General features: G+C 68.1%; 21 protein-coding genes. 3 read left to right on the top strand and 18 right to left on the bottom strand.

Annotated features, from left to right (window positions below; all coding sequences use genetic code 11):
* Positions 1–176 precede the first annotated feature (176 nt).
* A complete protein-coding gene (gene ppx / locus GRB96_RS01165) occupies positions 177–1,703 on the top strand; it encodes an exopolyphosphatase (protein WP_161430067.1) in 1,527 nt (508 codons plus the stop codon).
* A gap of 23 nt (positions 1,704–1,726) precedes the next feature.
* Here the strand turns inward: ppx and tilS are convergent, their stop codons facing one another.
* From tilS to rpsB, 18 genes are all read right to left on the bottom strand, one after another.
* On the bottom strand, positions 1,727–3,022 hold the full coding sequence (gene tilS, locus GRB96_RS01160) for a tRNA lysidine(34) synthetase TilS (RefSeq protein WP_161430066.1): 1,296 nt from the start codon (positions 3,020–3,022) through the stop codon (positions 1,727–1,729).
* Positions 3,006–3,959: an acetyl-CoA carboxylase carboxyl transferase subunit alpha gene (accA, locus tag GRB96_RS01155; protein WP_161430065.1), complete on the bottom strand. Its 954-nt coding sequence runs from the start codon at positions 3,957–3,959 to the stop codon at positions 3,006–3,008. The genes tilS and accA overlap by 17 nt, the downstream gene beginning before the upstream one ends.
* Positions 3,960–4,251: 292 nt before the next feature.
* A complete protein-coding gene (gene dnaE / locus GRB96_RS01150) occupies positions 4,252–7,764 on the bottom strand; it encodes a DNA polymerase III subunit alpha (RefSeq protein WP_161430064.1) in 3,513 nt (1,170 codons plus the stop codon).
* A gap of 23 nt (positions 7,765–7,787) precedes the next feature.
* Positions 7,788–8,432 (bottom strand): ribonuclease HII, encoded by a 645-nt coding sequence (gene rnhB, locus GRB96_RS01145; RefSeq protein ID WP_240894109.1) that lies wholly within the window; start codon positions 8,430–8,432, stop codon positions 7,788–7,790.
* On the bottom strand, positions 8,429–9,643 hold the full coding sequence (gene lpxB, locus GRB96_RS01140) for a lipid-A-disaccharide synthase (RefSeq protein WP_161430063.1): 1,215 nt from the start codon (positions 9,641–9,643) through the stop codon (positions 8,429–8,431). Before lpxB ends, rnhB begins: the two co-directional genes overlap by 4 nt.
* A gap of 2 nt (positions 9,644–9,645) precedes the next feature.
* Positions 9,646–10,413: an acyl-ACP--UDP-N-acetylglucosamine O-acyltransferase gene (gene lpxA, locus GRB96_RS01135; RefSeq protein WP_161430062.1), complete on the bottom strand. Its 768-nt coding sequence runs from the start codon at positions 10,411–10,413 to the stop codon at positions 9,646–9,648.
* Positions 10,410–10,853, bottom strand: coding sequence for a 3-hydroxyacyl-ACP dehydratase FabZ (fabZ, locus tag GRB96_RS01130; RefSeq protein WP_161430061.1), 444 nt, complete (start codon positions 10,851–10,853; stop codon positions 10,410–10,412). Before fabZ ends, lpxA begins: the two co-directional genes overlap by 4 nt.
* Before the next feature lie 101 nt (positions 10,854–10,954).
* Positions 10,955–11,992, bottom strand: coding sequence for a UDP-3-O-(3-hydroxymyristoyl)glucosamine N-acyltransferase (lpxD, locus tag GRB96_RS01125; RefSeq protein WP_161430060.1), 1,038 nt, complete (start codon positions 11,990–11,992; stop codon positions 10,955–10,957).
* Between the two features lie 19 nt (positions 11,993–12,011).
* On the bottom strand, positions 12,012–12,494 hold the full coding sequence (locus GRB96_RS01120) for an OmpH/Skp family outer membrane protein (protein WP_161430059.1): 483 nt from the start codon (positions 12,492–12,494) through the stop codon (positions 12,012–12,014).
* Positions 12,495–12,556: 62 nt separating this feature from the next.
* Positions 12,557–14,902: an outer membrane protein assembly factor BamA gene (gene bamA / locus GRB96_RS01115; protein ID WP_240894108.1), complete on the bottom strand. Its 2,346-nt coding sequence runs from the start codon at positions 14,900–14,902 to the stop codon at positions 12,557–12,559.
* Positions 14,903–15,071: 169 nt separating this feature from the next.
* Positions 15,072–16,430 carry a sigma E protease regulator RseP gene (rseP, locus tag GRB96_RS01110; RefSeq protein WP_161430058.1) on the bottom strand — a complete coding sequence of 453 codons (1,359 nt, stop codon included), beginning with the start codon at positions 16,428–16,430 and terminating at the stop codon, positions 15,072–15,074.
* A 49-nt stretch (positions 16,431–16,479) separates the two neighbouring features.
* Positions 16,480–17,679, bottom strand: coding sequence for a 1-deoxy-D-xylulose-5-phosphate reductoisomerase (gene ispC, locus GRB96_RS01105; RefSeq protein ID WP_161430057.1), 1,200 nt, complete (start codon positions 17,677–17,679; stop codon positions 16,480–16,482).
* A gap of 1 nt (position 17,680) precedes the next feature.
* Positions 17,681–18,481 carry a phosphatidate cytidylyltransferase gene (locus GRB96_RS01100; RefSeq protein ID WP_161430056.1) on the bottom strand — a complete coding sequence of 267 codons (801 nt, stop codon included), beginning with the start codon at positions 18,479–18,481 and terminating at the stop codon, positions 17,681–17,683.
* A complete protein-coding gene (gene uppS / locus GRB96_RS01095; protein ID WP_161430055.1) occupies positions 18,474–19,262 on the bottom strand; it encodes a polyprenyl diphosphate synthase in 789 nt (262 codons plus the stop codon). The genes GRB96_RS01100 and uppS overlap by 8 nt, the downstream gene beginning before the upstream one ends.
* 59 nt (positions 19,263–19,321) lie before the next feature.
* Positions 19,322–19,879, bottom strand: a complete 558-nt coding sequence (gene frr / locus GRB96_RS01090) for a ribosome recycling factor (RefSeq protein WP_161430054.1) — start codon at positions 19,877–19,879, stop codon at positions 19,322–19,324.
* Between the two features lie 4 nt (positions 19,880–19,883).
* Positions 19,884–20,645, bottom strand: a complete 762-nt coding sequence (pyrH, locus tag GRB96_RS01085; RefSeq protein ID WP_161430053.1) for a UMP kinase — start codon at positions 20,643–20,645, stop codon at positions 19,884–19,886.
* Positions 20,646–20,758: 113 nt separating this feature from the next.
* Positions 20,759–21,628: a translation elongation factor Ts gene (tsf, locus tag GRB96_RS01080; protein ID WP_161430052.1), complete on the bottom strand. Its 870-nt coding sequence runs from the start codon at positions 21,626–21,628 to the stop codon at positions 20,759–20,761.
* A gap of 162 nt (positions 21,629–21,790) precedes the next feature.
* Positions 21,791–22,540 carry a 30S ribosomal protein S2 gene (rpsB, locus tag GRB96_RS01075; protein WP_161430051.1) on the bottom strand — a complete coding sequence of 250 codons (750 nt, stop codon included), beginning with the start codon at positions 22,538–22,540 and terminating at the stop codon, positions 21,791–21,793.
* 317 nt (positions 22,541–22,857) lie between these two features.
* Between rpsB and map the strand changes: the two genes are divergently transcribed.
* Together map and GRB96_RS01065 are read left to right on the top strand one after the other, a co-directional pair.
* Positions 22,858–23,649 carry a type I methionyl aminopeptidase gene (gene map, locus GRB96_RS01070; protein ID WP_161430050.1) on the top strand — a complete coding sequence of 264 codons (792 nt, stop codon included), beginning with the start codon at positions 22,858–22,860 and terminating at the stop codon, positions 23,647–23,649.
* Positions 23,650–23,653: 4 nt separating this feature from the next.
* On the top strand, positions 23,654–26,335 hold the full coding sequence (locus tag GRB96_RS01065; RefSeq protein ID WP_161430049.1) for a [protein-PII] uridylyltransferase: 2,682 nt from the start codon (positions 23,654–23,656) through the stop codon (positions 26,333–26,335).
* Positions 26,336–26,361: the final 26 nt, after the last annotated feature.

Below are 26,361 nucleotides of genomic sequence, written 5' to 3'. Positions count from 1 at the left end.
TGACGACTTGGAAATGACCGAGACGGGATCGCCGGTTCGGTCGGAAAGCATTCGGAACAGGCGAACGCCTCGATACTAGACAAGCCCGCCGATGAACGCAAGCCCTGCCGCCCGCGGCGATTGACAGCGCCGCGGCTTGGCCGCACCCTTTTTCGAGACCCGCCGAAGGAAGACCCATGAGCTCGCCACAGGACCCGGCCACCACCTCCCAGGAAGCCGCCAGCGATCCCCGCCGGCTGGCCGCCATCGACCTGGGCTCCAACAGCTTCCACCTGCTGGTGGCCAACTACCAGGACGACCGCCTGCAGGTGGTGGCGCGCCTGGGCGAGAAGGTGCAGCTCGCCGCGGGCCTGGACGAGGACGGCATGCTCGACGAGGCCACCATGGCCCGCGCCCTGGAGTGCCTGGCACGCTTCGCCCCCTTCCTCGAGGGCGTCACCCAGGACCACCTGCGGGTCGTTGGCACCAACGCCCTGCGCGACGCCGCCAACAGCGAGACCCTCATCGAGCGTGCCGAGGCCAACCTCGGACACCGCATCGAGATCATCGCCGGCCGCGAGGAGGCGCGCCTGATCTACCTGGGTGCCGCCCACGCCCTGGCCGAGGATGGCAGGCGCCTGATCGTCGACATCGGTGGCGGCTCCACCGAGTTCATCATCGGCGAGCGCTTCGAGCCCCTGGCCCTGGAGAGCCTGCGCATGGGCTGCGTTACCTTCACGCGCCGCTTCTTCGGCGACGGCGAGATCAGCGAGAAACGCATGCGCCGTGCCGAGCTCGCCGCCCTCTCCGAGCTGGCCAACATCCGCCGCCCCTATCGGGAGCTGGGCTGGCAGGATCCGGTGGGCTCCAGCGGCACCATCAAGGCCGCCGCCGCGGTGCTGGCGGCGAGTGGGGCCACGCAGGAGGGTGTGATCACCCGCGAGGGGCTGGCCGAGCTGCGCCGTCGGCTGATCAAGGCCAAGCGCCTGGACAGGGTCTCCATGGAGGGCCTCAAGCCCGACCGCGCGCGGGTCTTCCCCGCCGGCATGGCGATCCTCGGCGCGATCTTCGAGGCCTTCGAGCTCGAGCACATGCGCTACGCCGATGGCGCCCTGCGCGAAGGCGTGCTCTACGACCTGGTGGGCCGCAACAGCGCCGAGGACAGCCGGCTCAAGACCCTCGACAACCTCAGTCGCGGCTATCAGGTTGACGCGCGCCAGGCCGACAACGTGGCCACCACGGCCCGGGCGCTGTTCGATCAGGTCAGGGGCGATTGGGAGCTGAGCGACGTCCAGGCACGCTTCCTGGAATGGGCGGCACGCCTGCACGAGATCGGCCTGGCCATCTCCCACAGCCAGTTTCACCGCCACGGCGCCTATCTGCTGGAGCACTCCGACCTGCCCGGCTTCTCGCGGCCCGAACAGCGCCTGCTGGCCTTCCTGGTGCGCGCCCACCGCCGCAAGTTTCCGCTCAAGGAGTGGCAGGCACTGCCCGCCCCCGATCGCGACTCCCATGCCCGCCTCGCCCGCCTGCTGCGCCTGGCGGTGATCCTCAACCACTCGCGCCCCGAGCAGCCCCCCGAAACACCGCGGCTCTCGGCCAGCGGCGACGCGCTGACGCTGGGTCTGGGCAGTGACGACGACCCGGCGCTGCTGCTCAACGACCTGGAGCAGGAGGCCACCTACCAGCAGGCCGCCGGCTTCGGCTTGACCCTGGGGCGCTGACCCGGCGCCAGCCCCCGGGTGCCTCAGTGCGTCCCTCGCCAGCCTTCGGCAAGCACCAGCCACTGACCGGCACCCGGGTCGAGCACCGCTACCGGCACCTCTCCCGCCCGGATCACCACCAGCCGCCCTCGCACCCAGGGTGGCACCCCCAGCTCCTGAAGCAGCCGCTTGAGATCACGGCGTCCGCGCCGGGCCAGGCGCAGACGTTCGCCGCCGCGGCGCGCCATCGCCCGCAGGTCCCCCTCCCCGTCCGGCGGTCCCGCCAGCTCGACCCGGCAGCTGCCATAGGGCGTGACAAGCGGCGAGCATCCATCCCAGGCGAGCTGCCACGCCGTCGGCAGTGCCAGTACCGGCGCCAGCAGGTAGAGATGACCGCGCCATACCCGCGCCTCGCCGCCGGGCCAGGCCACCCGGGTCTCGGCATCCTCCCGGGCTTCCAGCTGGGCCAGCAGGCTCTCCAGGCGCCTCGCCGGTGGCAACGCCAGGCCCAGCCGCTCGCAGCAGTGGCGTATCAGCAGCCGACGGCGAGGCGCCGAGAGCCGGGACAGGCCGTCGCGGGGCAGGCGCCCCGGGGCACCGCCCAGCTCCTCCAGGTCGAGCTTTGCCAGCTCTGCCAACAGGCCATCGGCCTCGGCACAGAGTGCCGCACTGCGGGCCAAGGCCCCGGCGGCATGGGGCCAGCGCTCGGCGAGCCGCGGCAGGATTGCGTGGCGCAGGTAGTTGCGGTCCTGGTCGGACACGGCATTGCTGGGGTCCTCCGTCCAGGCGAGGCCGCAGTGGGCCGCCTCGGCCTCGAGTTCCGCCCGTGAGATGCCCAGCAGCGGTCGCTGCAGCCGACGCCGCTGCCAGTCACGGCCCATCGGCATGCCCGCCAGCCCCCGCACGCCACTTCCCCGCAGGGCAGCGAGCAGCAGGGTCTCGGCCTGATCGTCGCGGTGCTGGGCAAGCCACAGGCTCTCGCCCTCCGCCACGCAGCGGGCAAAGGCGGCATAACGCGCCTCCCGGGCGGCACCCTCCAGGCCCTGGCCGTTGGTCGGGTCGACGCAGACGTGCTCGACACTCAGCGGTACCCCCAGGCGGCTGCAGAGCGTCCGGCAATGGGCCTCGAAGTCGGCGGCGGCCTGTTGCAGGCCATGGTTGACGTGAATGGCGCGCAGCGGGCGGGGGATTCGGCGGGCCGCCGCGGCGGCCAGGGTCAGCAGCAGGGTGGAGTCGAGGCCGCCGGAGAGGGCGACCCATACTCGACGCCCCGGCGGGGTCTGCGCCAGGGCGTCGTCGATCAGGGACTGGAGGGGCAGCTCCTCAGGCCGGTGCACCATAGCTCATCAGCCGCTGGTAACGCCGCTCCAGCAGGGCATCGGTGTCCATCACGTCGAGGCGCTCGAGGCTGGCCAGCAGCGCCTCCTTGACTCGCTCGGCGGTCTGTACCGGCTGGCGGTGGGCCCCACCCAGGGGTTCCGGGATCAGGGTGTCGACCAGCCCCAGCTCCTTGAGGCGCTCGGCGGTGATGCCCATGGCCTGGGCGGCATCGGGCGCCTTCTCGGCGCTCTTCCACAGGATGGAGGCGCAGCCCTCCGGCGAGATCACCGAGTAGGTGGAGTACTGCAGCATGGCCAGTTCGTCGCACACACCGATCGCCAGCGCCCCACCGGAGCCGCCCTCGCCCACCACGGTGGCCAGGATCGGCGTGCGCAGCCGCGACATGACACCCAGGTTGTAGGCGATGGCCTCGGACTGGCCGCGCTCCTCGGCATCGATGCCGGGATAGGCGCCGGGCGTGTCGATGAAGGTGAGCACCGGCATCCGGAAGCGCTCGGCCATCTCCATCAGGCGGCACGCCTTGCGGTAACCCTCCGGGCGCGGCATGCCGAAGTTGCGCCGCACCTTCTCGTGGACATCGCGTCCCTTCTGGTGGCCGATCACCATGACCGGTCGATCATCGAGGCGTGCCACGCCGCCGACGATGGCGGCGTCATCGGCGAAGCGTCGATCGCCGTGGAGTTCGTCGAAGTCGCTGAAGACGTGCTCCAGGTAGTCCAGGGTGTAGGGGCGCTGGGGGTGCCGGGAGAGCTGCGAGACCTGCCAGGGGGTAAGGTCCTTGAAGATCGACTCGGTGAGCTTGCGGCTCTTCTCCTCGAGGCGACCGATCTCGTCACTGAGATTGACCTGGCTGTCGTTGCCGACCAGCCGCAGCTCCTCGATCTTGGCCTGGAGTTCGGCGATGGGCTGTTCGAAGTCGAGATAGTTGGGATTCATGGGCAAGCCGCCTTGTCATCGTCTGCCACCGACCGACCAGCTGGGGTCCAGGACGGCATGAAAAAGAGTGAGGGGCATTATCGCACCCTCAACGCGCCACGCAAGGCGGCATCTTTACTGCCGGAGACCGCTCGGGCTGATCCGGGGGAAGGCCTTCGAGGAGGCGCTGTGAACCCCTCCCTGGGCGCTACCGACGCCCTCCCTGGCGTAGGACCTCCTCTTCGGCCTTCCCCCGGCGCCCCTCGCTGGCATGCTCCGCACCACGGCACGCAGGCCGAAGCCCATAGCCTGGTTACCGATACTTCAGCCTTACCCCGTCCTGGCCCTGCACCTCGCGCAGGCCGATAAGCAGCTCATCGGTAGGGGCCACCTTCCACTCCTCGGCCAGCTCCAGCCAACCGGTGGCTTCGGCATTGCGATAGCGCAGGCGCACCGGCAGGCCCTCGGCGTTACGGTGGGGCTCCAGGCTCTCGCGCAGCGAGTCGACCAGGCGGCCGTTGACCGCCGCCCCGTCCAGGGAGAGCTCCACCGCCTGGCCATAGCGGGTGCGCGCGGCGACCATGGGGGTCACCTCCTTGCCACGCAGGCGCAGGCCGCCGGAGTAGTCGTCGCTGGAGACCTCGCCCTCGACGATCAGCACCTGGTCGGCCTCCAGCTGGCCGCGCATCTGGTCGAAGAGCTCGCCGAACAGCGACGCCTCGATGCGCCCGGTGCGGTCGTCCAGGGTGAGGAAGGCCATGGTGTCGCCACGCTTGGACTTCATGGTCCTCACCCCCACCACCAGGCCGGCGACCCGCTGGGGCTCCCGGGAGGGCTTGAGGTCGGCGATGCGTGTGGAGACGAAGCGCTCCAGCTCCTTCTCGTACTCGTCGATGGGGTGACCGGTGAGGTAGAGCCCCAGGGTGTCCTTCTCGCCGGCCAGGCGCTCCTTGTCGCTCCACTCGCGCACCCGCAGGTAATCGGCGTAAGCGTCGCCGCCACCCTCGCCCTCGTCCGGAGCGGCGAAGGCCTCGCCGAACATGTCGACCATGCCCAGGTTCTGGTTGGTCTGGTTCTGGGCGGCGGCCTTGAGGGCGTCGTCCAGGGCCGCGCTGAGCACCGCGCGATTGGGACCCAGGGTGTCCAGGGCCCCGGAGCGGATCAGCGCCTCCAGGGTGCGCTTGTTCATGCGCCTGGGATCGACCCGGCGACAGAAGTCGAACAGGTCCGCGAAGGGGCCATCGGCCTCGCGTGCCTCGACGATGGCGCCGATGGGCCCCTCGCCCACCCCGCGGATCGCCCCCAGGCCATACACGACTCGGGCCTGGTCGTCGACGCTGAACTTGTAGCCGCCGACGTTGACGTCCGGCGGGGTCACCGTGAGGCCTAGGTTGCGACACTCCTCGATCAGCGGCACTACCTTGTCGAGGTTGTCCATCTCGGTGGACATCACCGCCGCCATAAAGGGGCCAGGATAATGAGCTTTTAACCAAGCCGTTTGATACGACACCAGCGCATAGGCCGCCGAGTGCGATTTGTTGAAGCCATAGCCGGCGAACTTCTCCACCAGGTCGAAGATGTTGCCGGCAAGATCGGCATCGATGCCGTTGGCTTCACACCCCTCCAGGAAGCCGGCGCGCTGCTTGGCCATCTCCTCGGGCTTCTTCTTGCCCATGGCGCGGCGCAGCATGTCGGCCTGGCCCAGGCTGTAGCCGGCCATCACCTGGGCGATCTGCATCACCTGCTCCTGATAGAGGATGATGCCGTAGGTGGGGGCCAACACCGGCTCGAGCAGCTCGTGCTGGTAGTCCGGGTGGGGATAGGAGATCTCCGCCCGGCCATGCTTGCGGTTGATGAAGTCATCGACCATGCCCGACTGCAGGGGGCCCGGGCGGAACAGCGCCACCAGGGCGATCATGTCCTCCAGCGAATCGGGCAGCAGGCGCTTGATCAGCTCCTTCATGCCGCGGGATTCGAGCTGGAACACCGCCGTGGTCTCGGCGCGCTTGAGCATCTCGAATGTGGGAGCGTCGTCCAGCGGGATGGTGTCGATATCCAGCGGCCCCTCGCCGCCCACGGCGCGCACCTTGTCGACCATCTCCAGCGCCCAGTCGATGATGGTCAGGGTGCGCAGACCCAGGAAGTCGAACTTGACCAGGCCGGCATCCTCGATGTCGTTCTTGTCGAACTGCACCACCAGGCCGTTGCCGTCCTCATCGCAGAGCAGCGGCGAGAAGTCGGTGAGCTTCGTCGGCGCGATCACCACGCCGCCGGCGTGCTTGCCGGTGCCGCGGGTGATGCCCTCGAGCTTGAGCGCCATCTCCCAGATCTCGGCGGCCTCCTCGTCATTGTCGAGGAACTCCTTGAGCGCAGGCTCCGCCTCGATGGCCTTGCCGAGTGTCATCCCCACCTCGAAGGGGATCAGCTTGGAGAGCTTGTCGCCCAGCGAGTAGGGCTTGCCCTGGGCCCTGGCCACGTCGCGCACCACCGCCTTGGCGGCCATGGTGCCGAAGGTGACGATCTGGGAGACCGCGTCACGCCCGTAGCGGTCGGCGACGTAGTCGATCACCCGGTCGCGCTTCTCCATGCAGAAGTCGACGTCGAAGTCGGGCATCGAGACCCGCTCGGGGTTGAGGAAGCGCTCGAACAGCAGGTCGTAGCCGATGGGGTCGAGGTCGGTGATCTTCTGGGCATAGGCAACCAGCGAGCCGGCACCGGAGCCGCGGCCAGGCCCCACCGGCACATCGTTGTCCTTGGCCCACTGGATGAAGTCCATCACGATCAGGAAGTAGCCGGGGAAACCCATCTGGATGATGATGTCGAGCTCGAAGTCGAGGCGCTTTCGATAGCGGGCGTCGATCTCGGCGTACTCGGTGCCGTCCCGGGGGTACTGCTCGGGCGGAAACAGGAAGTCGAGGCGCTCGGTGAGGCCGTCGTGGGAGACCTTGCGGAAGTACTCGTCCCGGGTCAGGCCCTCGGGGATCTCGAACTCGGGCAGGAAGATCTCGCCCAGGCGCACCTCGACGCTGCAGCGCGCGGCGATCATCACACTGTTGGTCAGCGCCTCGGGGACGTCGGCGAACAGCTCTGCCATCTCCTCGGGGCTCTTGAGGTACTGCTCCTCGGTATACTTCTTCTCGCGGCGCCGGTCGTCCAGCGCCTTGCCCTCGCCGATGGCCACTCGGGTCTCGTGGGCCCAGAAGTCCTCCTTCTCGAGGAAGCGCACATCGTTGGTGGCCACCACCGGGGTGCCGGTCTCGGCGGCCAGCTCCACCGAGAGGTGCAGGCACTCCTCCTCCAAGGGGCGACCGGTACGCGTCAGCTCCAGGTAGAAGCGGCCGGGGAAGGCGGCATTCCACTGCGCCAGGATCTCCCGGGCCTCGCCGGGATGGTCGCCGAGCAGGTGACGCCCCACCTCGCCGTCGCGACCGCCGGAGAGAGCGATCAGTCCCTCGCTGCGCTCCAGCACCCAGTCGCGCTGGAGCAGCGCCTGGCCCAGGCGCTGCCCCTCCATCCAGCCTCGGGAGATGAGCTCGGTCAGGTGACGATAGCCCACCTCGTTCATGGCCAGCAGGGTCACCCGGTAGGGATGCGCCTCGTCCTGGGGATTGGTCAGCCACAGGTCGGCGCCGATGATTGGCTTGATCCCCGCGCCCTGGGCGGCCTTGTAGAACTTGACCAGGCCGAAGAGGTTGGCCTCGTCGGTGACGGCCAGTGCCGGCATGCCCAGCCCCGCCGCCTGCTTGACCAGCGGCTTGAGGCGCAGCAGGCCGTCGACCAGGGAGTATTCGGTATGGACGCGCAGATGGACGAAGGGCGTTGTCATAGAGGGCTCGGGCTTGAGAAATATCAGAACAGCGCCAGCTGGCGCCTGACCGGGCCGAAGGAGCGGCGGTGCTCGGGAAGCGGCCCCAGGCGTTCCAGGGCGGCCAGGTGCTCGCGGGTCGGGTAGCCCTTGTGGCGGGCGAAGCCGTAATCGGGATGGCGGGCGTCGAGAACCCGCATCTGGGCATCCCGGGCCACCTTGGCCAGTATCGAGGCCGCGGCGATGGCCGGGTGGCGGGCGTCGCCCTTGACCACCGCCTGGCCGGGCACATGATGCCCGGGCAGGCGATTGCCGTCCACCAGCAGGTACTCGGCCGCCGGTTCCAGGCCGTCGATGGCGCGGCGCATGGCCAGGTGCGTCGCGTGGAAGATATTGAGTTCGTCCACCTCCGCCGGACTCGCCTCGGCCACGGCGAAGGCCAGCGCCCTGTCGCGTATCTCGGCGTCCAGCGCCTCGCGGCGCGTGGGGCTCAGGGTCTTGGAGTCGCCGAGCCCCGGGATCGGCCGGGACGGGTCGAGGATCACCGCGGCGGCCACGACACTGCCCACCAGCGGGCCACGGCCCACCTCGTCAACGCCGGCCAGCCGCTCGCCGCTGTAGTCGACCACCAGCGGCGGCAGGCCACCGCCGAGCGTCGCGCCCGCCGCCCTTGCCCGCTTCGAGGTCAAGGCGCTACCTCTGCGGCGCGCTCGGGGGCGACGCTGGCCGGCAGCGGACGGCCCGCGACCAGGGCCTCAATGGCCTCCGCCGCGCGGCGGCTGGCGTCGCGCTGCAGGCCGGCATGCATCCGGGCGAAGCGCGCCTCCAGCGCCGCACGGCCGTCGGCGTCGTCGAGCATCTCGCCGAGACGAGCGGCGATCGCCTCGGGGCTGGCCGCCTCCTGAATCAGCTCCGGTACCAGGCTCTCCCGGGCGATCAGGTTGGGCAGCGAGATCCACTCGGTCTTGACCAGCCGCTTCGCCAGCCAGTGGGTAGCCGGTGCCATGCGGTAGGCGACCAGCATGGGGCGATGGCAGAGCATCGCCTCCAGCGCCGCGGTGCCCGAGGCGAGCAGCACGGCATCCGCGGCCACCATGGCCTCCCGGGCCCCGCCGTCGAGCAGGGTCAGGCGTTCGGCGAGGGCCGGGCAGGTGGCGAGCAACGCCTCGAGTTCGCCGCGCCGTTCCGGCGTGGCCGCCGGGATCACCACCGAGAGCTCCGGTCGCGCGGCACACAGCCGCTCGGCGGCGGCCAGGAAGGTCTCGCCCAGAAAGCGGATCTCGCTGGCCCGTGAACCGGGCAGCACGGCAAGCACCTCGCCCGCCTCGGGCAGCCCCAGCTCGGCGCGGGCCGCGCCGCGGTCGTTCTCCAGCGGCAGCTCATCGGCCAGCGGGTGGCCGACGAAGGCCACGGGAACGCGGTGCCGCGCGTAGAAGGCCGCCTCGAAGGGCAGGAAGGTGAGCATGGCATCGACGGAGCGGGCGATGCCCTTGACCCGCCCCTGGCGCCAGGCCCACACGGAGGGGCTGACGTAGTGGGCGGTGGTCAGCCCGGCCTCGCGCAGCTGGCGCTCGAGACCGAGGTTGAAGTCAGGGGCGTCGATGCCGATCACGATATCGGGTCGCCAGGCCAGCGCATCGCGCCTGAGCTCGCGGCGCACGCCGACCAGCCGTGGCAGGTGGCGGAGAACCTCGACCAGCCCCATCACCGAGAGGGTCTCCAGGGGAAAGCGGCTGTCGATGCCCTCCTGGATCATGCGCGGCCCGCCGATGCCGCGGAACTCGACGCCGGGATGACGAGACTTGAGCGCACGCATCAGGCTGGCGCCGAGGATATCCCCGGAAAGCTCGCCGGCCACCAGGTAGATGCGCTGCACGGCGACGCGCTCGTCGGCCGGCATGGCTAGCGGATGATGCCGCGGGTCGAGGCCTCGATGGAGGCGGCAAAGGCCTCGGTCTCGACCAGCGCGAAGCGGCTGCGGATCTCGGCCAGCGCCTGCTCGACGGTGAGCCCCTGGCGATAGACCAGCTTGTAGGCCTCACCCAGCGCCTTGAGGGCATCACGGGAGAAGCCGCGGCGCTTGAGCCCCACCAGGTTGAGGCCGTGGACCTGGGCGGGGTTGCCGTTGATCATCACGTAGGCCGGGGTGTCCTTAGTGATGATGGAGCCACCACCGGCCATGGCATGGGTGCCGAAGTGGCAGAACTGGTGCACGGCGGAGAGGCCGCCGAGGATCGCGAAGTCACCCATCTTGACGTGGCCGGCCAGGGTCACCTGGTTGGCCAGGATGCAGTCGTTGCCGATCACGCAGTCGTGGCCCACATGCACATAGGCCATGAACAGGTTGCGCGAGCCGATGGTGGTCTCGCCACGATCCTGGACGGTGCCGCGGTGCAGGGTGACGCCTTCGCGGACCACGTTGTCATCCCCCATCACCAGGCGGGTCGGCTCGCCGGCATACTTCTTGTCCTGGCAGTCCTCGCCCACCGAGGCGAACTGGAAGATGCGCGTACGGGCGCCGAGTACCGTCGGCCCCTTGATCACCACATGGGGACCGATGCGCGAGCCGGGGCCGATCTCCACGTCGGGACCGACCACCGTGAAGGGGCCGACCTCGACGTCGTCGGCCAGCCGTGCGGCAGGGTCGATGAGGGCGGTGGGATGAATCAAGCGACCTTCCTCTCGGCGCAGATGATCTCGGCCTCGCAGGCCACCTCGCCGGCCACGCTGGCCTTGCAGGCAAACTTCCAGATGCCGCGCTTCTCGCGCACCACGTCGGCACGCAGGTCGAGCCGGTCGCCGGGCATGACCGGGCGCTTGAAGCGCACGTTGTCGCTGCCCACCAGGTAGTAGACGTAGCCGTCGGCGGGCAGCTTGTTGACGGTCTTGAAGCCGAGGATGCCACAGGCCTGGGCCAGCGCCTCGATCACCAGCACCCCGGGCATGATCGGGTGATGGGGAAAGTGACCATTGAAGAAGGGTTCGTTGATGCTGACGTTCTTGTAGGCAACGATGGTCTCGCCCAGGGCCAGCTCGGTGACCCGGTCCACCAGCAGGAAAGGATACCGGTGGGGCAGATACTCACGGATCTCGTTGATGTCCATTACCATCGTCACAACCTCTGAAGTCTCGGGATGCCTGCCGTCCCGGCAGGCGAGAGCCGGCAACCATGCCGGTCTGGCGGGGGATTATAGCGCCCCCCGCAGGGCCCTCAAGCGCCGCGCGCCCGCTCGAGTCGAGTGAGTCGCTTGGCCATGTCATCCAACTGCTTGAAACGCACCGCATTCTTGCGCCACTGGGCGTTGGCCATGGCCCCGGTGCCCGAGGAGTAGACGCCCGGCTCGTGGATCGAGTTGGTCACCAGGCTCATTCCGGTCACCTGGACGCCATCGCAGAGGGTCAGGTGGCCAGCCAGGCCCACGCCACCACCCAGCATGCAGTGCCGCCCCACCTTCGTGGAGCCGGCGATACCCACGCAGCCGGCCAAGGCACTATGCTCGCCGATCTGCACGTTGTGGGCGATCTGCACCTGGCTGTCGATCTTGACGTCGTTGCCGATCAGGGTATCGCCCAGGGCCCCGCGATCGATGCTCGAGCAGCTGCCCACCTCCACATCGTCGCCCAGCACCACTCCGCCGAGCTGGGCGATCTTGTGCCAGCGACTGCCGTCGTGGGCGAAGCCGAAGCCGTCGCCACCGACCACGCTACCGCTGTGCAGGATCACCCGCCGGCCGATCATCACGCCATGGTAGACGGTGACATTGGCATGCAGCCGCGACCCGTCGCCGATGGTGGTATCGGCACCGACCACCGAGCCGGGCCCGATCACCACGTCGTCGCCCAGGGTGGCCCCGGCCTCGATCACCGCATTGGCGCCCACCTCGATCCGCTCGCCCAGGGTGGCGGTGGGATCGACCACCGCCGAAGGGTGGATGCCGGCCGGATCATGGCCCGCCAGGGAGTCGAACAGCCGCGACGCCGCGGCATAGCCCAGATAGGGGTTGTCCAGCTCGAGCCGGTCCACCGGGCAGCTGTCCGCGTGCTGAGGATGCAGCAGCACCGCCGCGGCGCGGGTCCCGGGCAGGTCCTTGAGGTAGGCCCGGTTGGCCAGGAAGGCCACCTGGTCCGGCCCGGCCTCGCCGAGGGTGGCCAGGCCACCGACCTGGCGCCCGGCATCGCCGACCAGGCGTGCGCCCAGCCGCTCGGCCAGGTCACCCAGGGTCATCTTGGGAATAGCACTTCGCGTCATGGGAAGGGATCCGCCGCAGTCACAGCATGCTATTGAGAATCTCGGTCACCTCGGCGGTGACGTTTTGCAGGTCGCGCTCGGCGTGCAGTACCCCCTGGGGCTCCACCAGTACCTGGATGCTGTGGCGGGCGATGATCTGCTCCACCGCCTGCTGCAGCTTGGGCTCGGCGCGCTGCAGCAGGGCCTGCTCGGACTCCTGGCGGGCCTGCATGACCTCGCCCATCAGGCGATTGAGCTCGGCGACCTTCTGGTTGGCCTGCTGGCGCTCGCTGTCGCTGAGGCTGTCGGCGCGCTGCTGCAGCTGGTTGAGCTCCTGCTCGAGGGCCTGGGCCTGCTGCTGCTGGCTCCCGACACGGTTCTCCAGCTCGCTCATGGAGCGCTGGGCGGCGTCGGTTTCCATCAGCGCACGGCGCCAGTCCAGCACCGCCACGTCGGCGGCCAGGGCTGGCAGGGCGATGGCGGAGATCAGCAGCAGGGCGAAGGCGGCGGTCAACTTGCGCATGGTAGGACTCCTGTTGGGGCCGCCGCCGGCGGCGGCCCGGTAGCAAGGGTGTCGAGGCCCGGTCAGAAGGTCTGGCCGAGGGAGAACTGGAAGAACTGGGTATCGTCGCCACTTTCGTCGTTGAGCGGCTCGGCGACGCTGAAGGTCAGCGGCCCCACCGGGGTCAGCCAGGAGAGCCCCAGGCCGACGCTGTAGCGCAGGTCACCGAGGTCGACCCCCGAGTTGCAGCTTGAGGTACGACCATCCTCCACCGGATAGCAGTCGGTGAGGAAGGTGTTGCCGCCGTCGACGAACAGCGAGCTCTGCACCGTACGCTGGTCACCCACGAAGGGCGTCGGGAAGATCAGCTCGGCACTGCCCTGCACCAGCATGTTGCCACCCAGGGTACGGTCGCGGGTGGAGTTACCCGACGGCGTGGTGGGCTGGCCCAGGGTGTTGCCGGTGAAGCCGCGCACCGAGCCCAGGCCGCCGGCATAGAAGTTCTCGTAGAACGGATAGGGGTCGTTGCCGCCCAGGGTGTCGGCATAGCCCAGCTCGCCGCTGAACTTCAGCGCCCAGTCGTGGTTGTCGTCCAGTGCGAAGAGCTGACGCGCCTGGGCGCGCAGCTTGGCATATTCGGCGTCACTGCCGGGTACCGCGGTCTCCAGCGACAGGCGCTGGTAGCTGCCGTCGGTGGGCATGATGCCGCGGTTGAGGTTGTTGCGAGTCCAGCTGGCGGTGAGCTTCAGGGCCTGGGCATCGGCGCCCTGCTCGTCGACATAGCGCTTGATCTCCGACGCCGTGTCGTTATAGGTCTTGATGGTCAGGTCTTCCACCGCGGTACCGAAGTTCAGGCGGGTAATCTCGTTGATCGGATAACCGAAGTTGATCCCCGCACCGTAGGCGTCGGTGGAGTAGGTGGAGATATCGGAGTCCTCGTAGTCGGACTCGCGATAGTAGAGGTTATAGCCCCGGGAGATCCCGTCCATGGTCCAGTAGGGATCAGTGAAGCCGAAGTTGATGCTGGTGAAGGTATCGCTGCGCTGGGCGCCGATATTCACGCGGTTGCCGGTGCCTAGGAAGTTGCTCTGGGAGAGGCCCACCCCATAGATGACGCCGGCGCTCTGGGAGAAACCGATGCTGGCGGAGATGGAGCCGGAGGGCTGCTCCTCGACGCTGTAGGTGACGTCGAGCTTGTCGGGCTCGCCGGCTACCGGCTGGGTCTCCACCTCGACCTGCTTGAAGAAGCCCAGGCGCTCGAGGCGCTGCTGGGACTGGCTGATGGCATCGGTGGAGGCCGGTGCGCCCTCCATCTGGGTCATCTCGCGCCGCAGCACCTCGTCCATGGTGGTGGTGTTACCGACGAACTCGATGCGCCGCACATAGGCACGACGGCCCGGATCGACCCGGAACACCAGGTCGACGGTCTCCCCATCGGCGCTGGTCTCGGGGATGCCATCGACGCTGGCGAAGGCGAAGCCGTCGGCACCCAGGCGAGCACGCAGCGCCTCAGTGGAGGCGGTGACGTCGCTGCGCGAGAAGGTCTCGCCCGGGGTGACCTCCAGCAGTTCACGCGCTTCGCGTTCACTGATCGTCAGGTCGCCCACGAAGCGCACGTCGCCGAGCCGATACTCGGCGCCCTCGTTGACGTTGATGGTGACGAAGATCTCGGACTTGTCGGGGCTGATCGAGACCTGGGTCGACTCGACGTTGAAGTTGACATAGCCGCGATCCAGATAGAAGGAGCGCAGCCGCTCGAGGTCACCGGCGAGGGCTTCCCGGGAGTACTCATCCTTGGAGAACCAGCCGAAGATGCGCCCCGGCCGATCGTTGAGCTCGAACACCTCACGCAGGGTCTCGTCGTCGAAGGCGCGATTGCCGACGATATTGATCTGGCGAATCTTGGCCACCGCGCCCTCGTCGATCTCGATGTCGACCTGGACACGGCCCTCGTCGATCTCGCGCACGCTGGTCTCGATGTCGGCGCTGTAGCGGCCCTGAGCCTGGTAGACGCCCTCGAGCTCGCGCTCGATCTCCTCCAGGGTGGAAAGCTGCAGCACCTGCCCCTCCTCGAGGCCGGCCTCGCGAAGCCCCTGGCGCAACTGGTCCTCGTCGAGCTGGCGGTTGCCGTCGATATTGAGGCGGCTGATGGTGGGACGCTCGACCACCTGGATGATCAGCACATCCCCCTCACGAGCCAGCCTGACATCCTCGAACAGGCCGGTGGCGAAGAGCTCACGGGCCGCCTCGGCGAGCTCACGCTCGTCGACGCGGTCACGGGCGGTGACAGGAAAGGCGTTGAAGACGGAAGCGGCAGAGATGCGCTGCAGGCCCTCCACCCGAATGTCGGCAACGTCGAAAGGTTCCGCCTGGGCCACACTGGCCCCGGCAAGCAGCAGTGCCGCCAGTCCGATGGTCTTGATTTTCATGCAGTCGATTCGCTCGCGTTGATCTGCCAAACCTGTCCAGACAGGCACCTTATACATTTGCACGGCCAACTGACAAGGCGAGGCCCTCGGGACCTGGGCAATCGCAGATGGTTTGTCACTCGGGGCTGGCCTGAAGACCCTTGGTTTCTGTCACTGCGCCTGCCTTTCCCTACCAGAGCCGCATCAGATCGAAGTAGATCGCCATCAGCATCAGGCTGCCCACCAGCGCCAGGCCGATGCGCAGCCCGATCGCCTGGGTGCGCTCCGAGACTGGCCGACCTCGCACCACCTCCATGGCATAGTAGAGCAGGTGGCCACCATCCAGCACCGGAATCGGCAGCAGGTTGAGCACCCCGAGGCTGATCGACAGGTAGGCCAGGAAGCTGACGAAGCTCTCCAGCCCGGCGCGGGCGGAGTCGCCGGAGATCTGGGCGATGGTGATCGGCCCCGAGAGGTTGGAGGGCGAGATCAGCCCCACCAGCATCTTGCGCACCGCATCGAAGGTCAGCGTGATCATCTCGCCGGTGCGCGCGAACGCCTCGCCCACCGCGGCCACCGGTCCATAGCGGATCTCGCGGCGGTACTCCTCGGGCCACGCCACCGGCGCCACCCCGGCGCCGATATAACCGATGGTGACGCCCTCTTCGAGGATATTCTCACGGGGCGTCACCGCGAGGGTCAGCGTATCGCCGTCGCGGCGCACCTCGAGCGCCAGAGTCTCCCCGGGGCTAGCGCGCACGACATCGACGAAGGCGACCCAGTCTTCCACCGGCTCGCCGTCCACCGCGAGGATCTCGTCGCCGGCCACCAGTCCCGCCTCGGCAGCAGCCTCGCCCTCCATCACCTGGCCGAGTACCGCCGGCATCGGTGGCCGCCAGGGGGTTACCCCAAGGCTGGGCAGCGGCTGGGGAGGATCCTGGCGCACCAGCCAGTCCTCCACCGGCACCTGGTGCTGGCGTATCTCGGCGGCGGCGTCCTCGCGGGTGGCGATGGCGAGGGCCTCGCGCTCACCGATGGCCGCCACCAGCTTGAGGTTGATCTCGTCCCAGGAGCGCACCGCCTCACCCTGCACCGCAGTGATCTCGTGGCCGGCCACCAGGCCACCCCGCGCGGCGGGCGAATCCGGCGCCACCTCACCGATCACCGGTGCCACCGTTGCCGTACCGGCGACGAACAGCGCCCAGTAGGCCACCAGGGCGAGCAGGAAGTTGGCCAGGGGGCCGGCGGCAACGATGGCGATGCGCTGCCAGACATTCTTGCGATTGAAGGCGCGATCGAGCTCCTCGGGCGGCACCTCGCCCTCGCGCTCATCGAGCATCTTGACGTAGCCACCCAACGGGATGGCGGCGATGGCATACTCGGTGCCGTGGCGATCCACCCGCGACCAGATCGGCGTGCCGAAGCCCACCGAGAAGCGCAACACCTTCACCCCGCAGCGCCGCGCCACCCAGAAGTGGCCGAACTCGTGGAAGGTGATCAGCAGGCCCAGTACCACGATCACGGCCAGGATATTCTGGATCACGCCCAAGTCACTCTCCTCCTGACAGCATGGCTATTCATGTAAAAGCTGACGCGCCTCACCGACGTGCCAGGTGGCACTCGGCGGCACGCCGCGCGCGGGTGTCGGCATCGAGGATCGCCTCGAGCTCGTCGGCCGGCTGCACCGGCTCGGTATCACGCACCCTCGCCACCAGCTCGGCGATACCGGTGAAGGAAAGCCTCCCGGCAAGGAAGGCCGCCACTGCCACCTCGTTGGCGGCATTGAGCACCGCCGGCGCCGTACCGCCCGCCGCCATGGCGTCCCGCGCCAGGCCCAGGCAGGGAAAGGCGGCCTCATCGGGCGGCTCGAAGTCGAGGCGCGCGATCTGAAAGAGGTCCAGCGACTGGACGCCGGCGTCGATGCGTTCGGGCCACGCCAGGCCATAGGCGATGGGCGTACGCATGTCCGGGTTGCCGAGCTGGGCGATCACCGAACCGTCGCTGTAGGCGGCCATGGAGTGAATCACGCTCTGCGGATGCACCACCACCTGCACCTGATCGGGGCGGGCATCGAACAGCCAGCACGCCTCGATCAGCTCGAGCCCCTTATTCATCAGGGTGGCGCTGTCCACCGAGATCTTCTGCCCCATGCTCCAGTTGGGGTGGGCGCATGCCTGGGCCGGGGTGACCCCGGCCAGTGCCTCGGCCGACCAGCCCCGGAAGGGGCCGCCGGAGGCGGTCAGCAGCAGCTGGGTCACCCCGTGACGAGCCAGGCCTCCGCGATGCTCCACGGGTAGACACTGGTAGATGGCATTATGTTCGGAGTCGATGGGCAGCAGGGTGGCACCATGGCGTGGCACCGCCTCCATGAACAGCGCCCCGGACATCACCAGGGCCTCCTTGTTGGCCAGCAGCACCCGCTTGCCGGCACGCACCGCGGCGAGTGTCGGCAGCAGGCCCGCGGCACCCACGATGGCCGACATCACCACCTCGGCCTCGGGGGCCTCCGCCACCTCCACCAGCGCCTCGGCCCCGCTGCGCACCTCGGTGGCAACGCCGGCCTCGGCCAGGCGCTCGCGCAGCCAGCTGGCATCGGCCTCACGCTCGAGCACCGCCACGGCCGGACGATGACGCCGGCACAGCGCCAGCAGAGGTTCGCGGGAGCGGTGGGCGGTGAGCGCATGGACCCGGTAGCGCTCGGGATGACGCGCGACAACATCCAGGGTGCTGGTGCCGATGGAGCCGGTGGCACCCAGCACGGTGACACCCTGGCGGCGCAGGGCAGTATCGCTGGCCATCCTAGATCACCCCCGGTGCAAGCAGGGCGAACAGCGGCAACGCCGCGGTGAGGCTGTCGATGCGGTCGAGCACGCCGCCGTGGCCGGGCAGCAGGTTGCTGGAATCCTTGATGCCACGGTGGCGCTTGAGCATGCTCTCGAGCAGGTCGCCGAGCACCGAGACCAGGGTCACCGCCAGGGTGGTCAGCACCAGCAGGACGGCGTCGATCGCGACCAGCCCCTGGCCGATGGCGAACACCAGGGCCAGTACCAGGGTGGCCACCATGCCGCCGAGCACGCCCTCCCAGCTCTTGCCGGGGCTGACCCGCGGCGCCAGTTTCTGGCGTCCGAAGGCGCGACCGGCGAAGTAGGCACCGATATCGGCGCTCCACACCAGCAGCAGCACGAAGAGCAGCCAGATGCCACCGGTCTCGCGCAGCACATTGAGGCCCACCCAGGCGGGCAGCAGCACCCAGAGGCCCATGGCCAGGCGCCTGGCGGCGGAGGACCACTGCCCGGTGCGCTCGGGATAGTGGGTGACCCAGTAGAGGTTGAGCGCCCAGCCGACCAGGCCCAGCCACAGCGGCCAGGCGGCCTGGATGCCGCCGGTGGCCCACAGCAGGGCCATGGCCACGGCCAGCGCGGCGACCAGCGCCAGGCGTCGGCGACGCCCCTCGACGCCAGCCAGGTTGGTCCACTCCCAGCCCCCCAGCAGCACGATGGCCGCGGTGAACAGGGCGAAGGCGCCGCCGTCTAGACCGAACAGACCCGCCAGCATCAGCGGTGCCAGCCAGGCCGCGGTGATGATGCGCTGTCTAAGCACCTTGAGCCTCGTCGATCTGGTCATCGGTCATGCCGAAGCGCCGCTTGCGGCGCCGGAAGTCCTCCAGCGCGGCATCGAAGGCGTCGGCGTCGAAGTCGGGCCACAGGCGCTGCGTGAAGTGGAGCTCGGCATAGGCCAGCTCCCAGAGCACGAAGTTGGAGATACGCTGCTCACCGCTGGTACGGATGCACAGATCCACCGGGGCCACGCCGGCCAGGCTGAGCTCGCCGCCCAGCGCGGCCTCGTCGATCGCCTCGGGGGCGAGCTCGCCGGCGGCGACTCGCTCGCCCAGGCGACGCGCCGCCCGGGCCAGGTCCCAGTGGCCGCCGTAGTTGGCGGCGATCACCAGGTGCAGACGGGTGTTGTCGCGGGTCTTCGCCTCGGCGCGGGCCATATGCGCCTGGATCGCCTCGGAGAAGCCGCTGCGATCACCGATCACCGTGAGGCGAATACCGTTGGCGTGGAGCTTGTTCACCTCGCGCTTGAGCGCCAGCAGGAACAGCTCCATCAGCGCGCTCACCTCGGCCCTGGGGCGCTTCCAGTTCTCGCTGGAGAAGGCGAACAGGGTCAGGACCTCGACGCCGCGTTCGGCGGCGCGGCGGATGGTGGCGCGCACCGCCTCGACGCCGGCGTGATGGCCGCGCACGCCGGAGAGGCCACGCGCCTTAGCCCAGCGGTTGTTGCCATCCATGATGATCGCCACGTGGCGCGGCAGGCCGGCCTCGCTGGCGGCAGAAGCGCCGGCATCGGAGCCGGCGTCGGGGGAGTGCGTTGACGTCATGGGGTCTCGCTTCGGGTGTGTCGCCGCCGCCCGGCCGCGAGCGGGCCGGGCGGATGTCCTCAGACCTGCATCAGGTCGTGTTCCTTGGACTCCAGGGTCTTGTCGATCTCGGCGATATACTTGTCGGTCAGCTTCTGGATCGCCTCCTCGGCCTGGCGCTGCTCGTCCTCGCTGATCTCCTTCTCCTTGAGCAGGGCCTTGATGTCACCGTTGGCATCGCGGCGCACGTTGCGCACCGCCACCCGGGAGTTCTCGGCCTCATGACGCGCCTGCTTGATATAGCCCTTGCGGGTCTCCTCGGTGAGCATCGGCAGCGGCACGCGGATATTGTTGCCGGCGGTCGACGGATTCAGGCCAAGGTCAGAGGTCATGATCGCCTTCTCGACCTTGGGCACCATACCCTGTTCCCAGGGCACCACCGAGAGGGTTCGGGCATCCTCGGTATTGATGTTCGCCACCTGGTTCAGCGGAACCTGACTGCCGTAGTACTCGACGGTGACCGAGTCCAGGATGCTGGCGTGGGCACGCCCGGTACGAATCTTGTTCAGATTGCCGTGGAGCGCCTCGACGCTCTTCTTCATGCGGCTCTCTGCGTCCTTCTTGATGTCATTGATCACGATATCAGCCTCTGTCTATCAGCGTGCCTTCCTCGCCGCCCACCACCAGGTTGAGCAGGGCGCCGGGCTTGTTCATGTTGAAGACGCGTACCGGCATGTCATGGTCCCGCACCAGGCAGATGGCGGTCAAATCCATGACGCCGAGCTTCTGGGCCAGCGCGTCGTCGTAGCTGAGCTGGTCATACTTGACCGCATCCGGGTACTTGACCGGATCCTTGTCGTAGACCCCGTCCACCTTGGTGGCCTTGACCACCACGTCGGCGTCGATCTCGATGCCGCGCAGGCAGGCCGCGGAGTCGGTGGTGAAGAAGGGGTTGCCGGTACCGGCCGAGAACAGCACCACGTCGCCGGAGGTGAGGTAGCGGATGGCGGTCCGACGATCATAGTGCTCCACCACGCCGCTCATGGGAATCGCCGACATCACCCGCGAGCGGATGTTGGAGCGCTCCAGGGCGTCGCGCATGGCCAGGGCATTCATCACCGTGGCCAGCATGCCCATGTGATCGCCGGTGACCCGCTCCATGCCGGCCTCGTGCAGGGCGGCGCCGCGGAACAGGTTGCCGCCACCGACCACGATGCCCACCTGGACGCCGATACCGACCAGCTGCCCGATCTCCAGAGCCATGCGGTCGAGCACCTTGGGGTCGATGCCGAACTCGGCATCCCCGGTCAGTGCCTCGCCGGAAAGCTTGAGCAGGATCCGCTTGTACTTCGACTTCTGGGTGCGCGGCTTGGCGGGCGCTTCGACGTGATCGGATGTGGACATGGCATCATCTCCTGAGCATCAGCGGTGGCATGACGGGGCGACCGGATCGACCGGCCGGATACGCGAAGGCGTGCGCTCGCGCGCACGCCATCATCTTAGCGGAACTTCCGACCTCAGCTGCGCTTGGCCTGTTCCATCACTTCCTTGGCGAAGTCGACCTCTTCCTTCTCGATGCCCTCGCCCACCTCGAAGCGGGTGAAGCCGACCACCTCGCCGCCGGCCGCCTTGACGAACTCGGCCACGGACTGGTCCGGGTTCTTGACGAAGGGCTGCTCGGTCAGGCTGTTCTCGGCCAGGTACTTCTTGAGGCGGCCCTGGACCATCTTCTCGGCGATCTGCTCGGGCTTGCCGGCCATGTCGGGCTGGGCCAGGATGATCGCCTTCTCGGCGTCCAGCTGCTCCTGGGGCATGTCCTCGGGACGCGCCACGGCCGGGTTGATGGCGGCGACGTGCATGGCGACGTCCTTGGCCACCTCGGCGTTGCCACCCTTGAGCTCGGTCAGCACACCGATGCGGCCGCCGTGGACGTAGGCACCCACCAGGTTGCCGGCGCCGGCCTCGACCACCACGCTGCGACGCACGCCGATGTTCTCGCCGATCTTCTGCACCAGCTGCTCGCGGGCGGTTTCCAGATCACCGGCCATCACGGCGGCCACGTCTTCGCTCTTGGCCGCGAAGAAGGCGTCGGCGATCTTCTCGGCGAAGGCCGTGAAGTTGTCGTCACGGGCCACGAAGTCGGTCTCGGAGTTGATCTCGACCATCACGCCGTAGCTGCCGTCCTCGGCCACGCGGGTCACCACGACGCCCTCGGCGGCGGTACGACCGGCCTTCTTGGCGGCCTTGAGACCGGAGTTCTTGCGCAGGTTCTCGATAGCCTGCTCGATGTCACCGTCGGTCTCGGTGAGGGCCTTCTTGCACTCCATCATGCCGAGCCCGGTACGCTCGCGCAGTTCCTTGACCTGGGAGGCGCTGATAGCTGCCATGGGTGTCACCTCTGAATATCTCGGGAAGTGGGCCGGACCCTCCCGGGGGAGAATCCGGAAAATTCGGAGAAGAAAGGGGGCCGCGGCCCCCTTCTCGTCTAACCGGCATCGATGGCAGCGGCATGACAAGCCGCCCACAGCCGCCGATCAGACGGGCCGCGATCACTCGGCGGCGCTGTCGCTTTCCTGGGCGGCGGGCTCTTCGGTCACCTCGACGAACTCGTCGGGACGACCTTCCTTGGCACGCGCGCAGGCATCGGCGATGGACTTGACGTAGATCTGGATGGCGCGGATGGAGTCATCGTTGCCGGGGATCACGTAGTCGACGCCGTCCGGATCGGAGTTGGTATCCACCACGCCGATGACCGGGATGCCCAGCTTGTTCGCCTCGTTGATGGCGATGCGCTCATGATCGACGTCGATCACGAACAGGGCGTCGGGCAGGCCACCCATCTCCTTGATACCACCCACGGACCGCTCGAGCTTGTCCTGCTCGCGGGTCGCCATCAGCACTTCCTTCTTGGTCAGCTTCTCGAAGGTGCCGTCCTCGTGCATGGTCTCGAGGTCGCGCAGGCGCTTGATGGAAACGCGGATGGTCTTGTAGTTGGTTAGCATGCCGCCGAGCCAGCGGTGGTTGACGAACGGCTGGCCGACGCGGTTGGCCTCTTCCTTGATGATCTTGCTCGCGCTGCGCTTGGTGCCGACGAACAGGATCTTGTTGTTGGCCGCTGCCATCTTCTCGACCACGTCGATCGCCTCATTGAGGGCCGGCAGGGTGTGCTCGAGGTTGATGATGTGGATCTTGTTGCGGGCGCCGAAGATGAACTTGCTCATCTTCGGGTTCCAGTACTTGGTCTGGTGACCGAAGTGAGCACCTGCCTTGAGCAGGTCACGCATATTGACGTGTGCCATGGATGACTCCTGAAATATCGGGTTAGGCCTCCATGCACCCCATGGATCCGACCGCCGCACTCGTGAGAGACGCGACAGCACCCGGGACCATGTGCCGGTGCATGTGTGTTTTCAAGGCGTTATGTTGATTGACGCCCTCGCTATCGCGGGCTCCCGGCCCGGCTTCGCGACCGTGGGGGTCGCAAGAGACGCTGCCGACGGGCTCGGCGATTGCAGGAAGGCGCGCAGCTTTATACCATGGAATAACGCCGAGATGAAGCCGTCCGCGCGCGTACCGCTCCATCGCGCGGACGCCCCACCCCCGAATCCGAGACCTCATGAACGTACCCATCAAGACGCCCGACGAGATCGAGAAGATGCGCGAGGCGGGCCGTCAGGCCGCCCGCGTGATCGAGATGATCACCCCCCACGTCAAGGCCGGCATCTCCACCGGCGAGATCGACCGCCTGTGCCACGACTTCATCGTCGACGAGCTGGGCTCGACCCCCGCCCCGCTCAACTACCACGGCTTCCCCAAGTCGGTGTGCACCTCGATCAACCACGTGGTGTGCCACGGCATCCCCGATGACGCCAAGAAACTCAAGAATGGCGACATCATGAACCTGGACATCACCGTGAAGACCGCCGACGGCTACCATGGCGACTCCAGCGTGATGTTCGTGATCGGCGAAACCATCCAGGGCGAGCGCCTGTGCCGGGTCACCCAGGAGTGCCTGTACAAGAGCATGGCGCTGATGCGCCCGGGCGTGCGCCTCTCCACCCTGGCCCAGGCTATCCAGAAGCACGCCGAGGCCAACGGCTACTCGGTGGTGCGCGACTTCTGCGGCCACGGCATCGGCGCCAGCTTCCACGAGGACCCGCAGGTGCTGCACTACGACGGCTATGCCCCCGAGGCCGACATCGAACTCGCCGCCGGCATGTGCCTGACCGTCGAGCCGATGATCAACGTGGGCGGCTACCGCACCAAGGTGCTGCGCGACGGCTGGACCGCGGTGACCCGCGACCGCAGCCTCTCCGCCCAGTGGGAGCACACCCTGCTGGTCACCGAGTCCGGCGTCGAGGTGCTGACCGCACGCAGCGACGAAGACCTCTCCTTCCTCGAGCACTGAGCCGATGCTGCTCCACCACTACCGCTTCACGCCGGACGAGACGCTGTTCGACGTCGACGGCTTTCGCGAAGAGCTCTCGGGCAACCGCTCGCCCATCGCCCCCTTCAAGGCGGCGCTGCGGGAGATCCAGGCACGCCTCGACGAGCGCTTCCGCGCCGGCGCCGATATCCGCGACCTGGTCCACGGTCGCGCCTGGTGCCTGGATCGGCTGCTGGCGGTGGCCTGGGAGCAGCACACCTGGCCCGACGAGGGCGTCGCCCTGCTCGCCGTGGGTGGCTACGGCCGCGGGGAGCTGCACCCGCACTCCGACGTCGACCTGCTGTTACTGCTCGAGCAGGACGACGACGCCCCCTACCGGGAGGCGCTGACCGCCTTCATCACCTTCCTGTGGGACATTGGCCTGGAGATCGGCCACAGCGTGCGCTCGCTGGCCGACTGCGAGCGCGAAGCCGAGGCCGACGTCACGGTGATCACCAACCTGCTGGAGAGCCGCACCATCGCCGGCCCCGAGCGCCTGCGCGAAGCGATGAAGACACGCCTGGCGCCCGAGCGAGTGTGGCCGGCGGACCGCTTCTTCGAGGCCAAGTGGCAGGAGCAGATCAACCGCCACTACCGCCACAACAACTCCGAGTACCATCTGGAGCCCAACATCAAGAGTGCCCCCGGCGGGCTGCGCGATATCCAGATGATCGGCTGGGTGGCCAAGCGCCACTTCGGCAGCGAGCGCTACGAGGACCTGGTCGCCACGGGCTTCATGAACGACCCGGAGCTGCGCATCCTCAGCCAGGGCCAGGCCTTCCTGTGGCAGGTGCGCTACGCCCTGCACATGCTCACCGGCCGCGCCGAGGACCGCCTGCTGTTCGACCACCAGCGCACCATCGCCGAGCTGTTCGGCTTCCGCGACACCCCGGAGCGCCTCGCCGTCGAACAGTTCATGAAGCGCTACTATCGCCACGTGACGGCGCTGGCCGGCCTCAACGACATGCTGCTGCAGCACTTCGACGAGGCGATCCTCCACGCCGGCGAAGCCCTGCCGGTGGAGCCGCTCAACGAGCGCTTCGAGATCAAGGATGGCTATATCCAGGCGCGCTCGCGCACCGTCTTCCGCGATCGCCCCTCGGCACTGCTCGAGCTGTTCCTGCTGATGGCCGAGCACCCGGGGATCGAGGGGGTACGGGCCGACACCATCCGCCAGATCCGCGACCATCGCCACCTGATCGATGACCTCTACCGCGATGACGTGCGCCACCAGAGCCTGTTCATGGAGCTGCTGCGCTCCGGTGGCAACGTGGCACGCCAGCTGCGGCGCATGAACCGCTACGGGGTGCTGGGCAAGTACCTGCCGGAGTTCGGCCGCGCCGTGGGGCTGATGCAGCACGACCTCTTCCATATCTACACCGTGGATGCCCATACCCTGCATCTGCTGAAGTTCATCCATGGCTTCCGCAAGCCCGAGGCCCGCGAGACCTTCCCGGTCGCCGCCAACGTGATCCATCAGTTGCCCAAGCTGGAGCTGCTGTGGATCGCCGGGCTCTACCACGACATCGGCAAGGGCCGTGGCGGCGACCACTCGCTGCTCGGCGCCCGCGACGTGGAAGGCTTCGCCGAGCGCCACGGCCTCTCGCCCCGGGATACCCGCCTGGTGAGCTGGCTGGTGGAGCACCACCTGACCATGTCGATGGTGGCCCAGAAGCGCGACATCACCGACCCCGACGTGATCGCCGACTTCGCCCGCCTGGTGGGGGACGAGACCCGCCTCGACTACCTCTACGTGCTGACCGTGGCCGACATCAACGCCACCAACCCCACCCTGTGGAACGGCTGGCGCGCCTCGCTGCTGCGCCAGCTGCATGCCGAGACCAAGCGCGCCCTGCGCCGTGGCCTGGAGAACCCGCTGGAGCGCAACGACTGGGTCAACGAGACCCGCGACGAGGCACTCTCTCTGCTCGCCGCGGTGGGCGCCGACATGGACCAGGTGCAGCGACTGTGGGAGTCACTGGGCGAGGACTACTTCCTGCAGTATGCCCCCAGCGAGATCGCCTGGCAGACCCAGGGCATCCTCGGCCACGCCGACAGCCAGCTGCCACTGATCCTGCTCAGCGCCCCGGCCGAGGGCATGGCCGAAGGCGGCACCAAGGTGTTCATCCACACCCGCTCGGTAGATGACCTGTTCGCCGCCACCGCCGCTGCCCTGGACCAGCTCGGCCTCTCCATCCACGATGCGCGCATCGCCACCTCCAGCAACGACTGGACGCTGAACACCTTCATCGTGCTCGACGACCATGGCGATCCGATCCGCGAGCCCGAGCGGCTGGAGGAGATCCGCGCCCACCTGGTGGAGGAGCTCGACGATCCCGACGACTATCCCCAGATCGTCACCCGCCACACCCCGCGCCAGCTGCGCCACTTCAAGGTGCCCACCGAGGTGATCATCGAGCAGGACCCGGCCAACGAGCGTACCCTGCTGGAGCTGATCGCCCCCGACAGGCCCGGGCTGCTGGCCCGAGTGGGTCGTATCTTCATGGAGCAGGACATCGCCCTCTCCGCGGCCAAGATCGCCACCCTCGGCGAGAAGGTGGAGGACGTCTTCTTCATCACCGACAAGGCTGGGGCGCCCCTCACCGACCCCGAACGCCAGGCGCGGCTGCGCGAGCGCCTGGTGGAGGTGCTGGATGTTTCAGGGTAGGGGGCGTTTGAGGCCTACTGCGGGCT

It is taken from the genome of Halomonas alimentaria (genome assembly GCF_009902005.1).
Lineage (GTDB): Bacteria > Pseudomonadota > Gammaproteobacteria > Pseudomonadales > Halomonadaceae > Halomonas > Halomonas alimentaria.
The sequence above is the reverse complement of the archived record's forward strand: the minus strand, read 5'-3'. Positions and strand labels throughout refer to the sequence as shown.

Coding starts and splice junctions, on each gene's coding strand:
- ispC (WP_161430057.1), bottom strand. CDS start 17,679: ATGGCCAGCGATACTGCCCTGCGCCGCCAGGGTGTCACCGTGCTGGGT.
- lpxD (WP_161430060.1), bottom strand. CDS start 11,992: ATGACGCGAAGTGCTATTCCCAAGATGACCCTGGGTGACCTGGCCGAG.
- GRB96_RS01065 (WP_161430049.1), top strand. CDS start 23,654: ATGCTGCTCCACCACTACCGCTTCACGCCGGACGAGACGCTGTTCGAC.
- accA (WP_161430065.1), bottom strand. CDS start 3,959: ATGAATCCCAACTATCTCGACTTCGAACAGCCCATCGCCGAACTCCAG.
- fabZ (WP_161430061.1), bottom strand. CDS start 10,853: ATGGTAATGGACATCAACGAGATCCGTGAGTATCTGCCCCACCGGTAT.
- tsf (WP_161430052.1), bottom strand. CDS start 21,628: ATGGCAGCTATCAGCGCCTCCCAGGTCAAGGAACTGCGCGAGCGTACC.
- ppx (WP_161430067.1), top strand. CDS start 177: ATGAGCTCGCCACAGGACCCGGCCACCACCTCCCAGGAAGCCGCCAGC.
- pyrH (WP_161430053.1), bottom strand. CDS start 20,645: ATGTCCACATCCGATCACGTCGAAGCGCCCGCCAAGCCGCGCACCCAG.
- rpsB (WP_161430051.1), bottom strand. CDS start 22,540: ATGGCACACGTCAATATGCGTGACCTGCTCAAGGCAGGTGCTCACTTC.
- lpxB (WP_161430063.1), bottom strand. CDS start 9,643: ATGCCGGCCGACGAGCGCGTCGCCGTGCAGCGCATCTACCTGGTGGCC.
- bamA (WP_240894108.1), bottom strand. CDS start 14,902: ATGAAAATCAAGACCATCGGACTGGCGGCACTGCTGCTTGCCGGGGCC.
- uppS (WP_161430055.1), bottom strand. CDS start 19,262: ATGACGTCAACGCACTCCCCCGACGCCGGCTCCGATGCCGGCGCTTCT.
- GRB96_RS01120 (WP_161430059.1), bottom strand. CDS start 12,494: ATGCGCAAGTTGACCGCCGCCTTCGCCCTGCTGCTGATCTCCGCCATC.
- tilS (WP_161430066.1), bottom strand. CDS start 3,022: ATGGTGCACCGGCCTGAGGAGCTGCCCCTCCAGTCCCTGATCGACGAC.
- map (WP_161430050.1), top strand. CDS start 22,858: ATGAACGTACCCATCAAGACGCCCGACGAGATCGAGAAGATGCGCGAG.
- dnaE (WP_161430064.1), bottom strand. CDS start 7,764: ATGACAACGCCCTTCGTCCATCTGCGCGTCCATACCGAATACTCCCTG.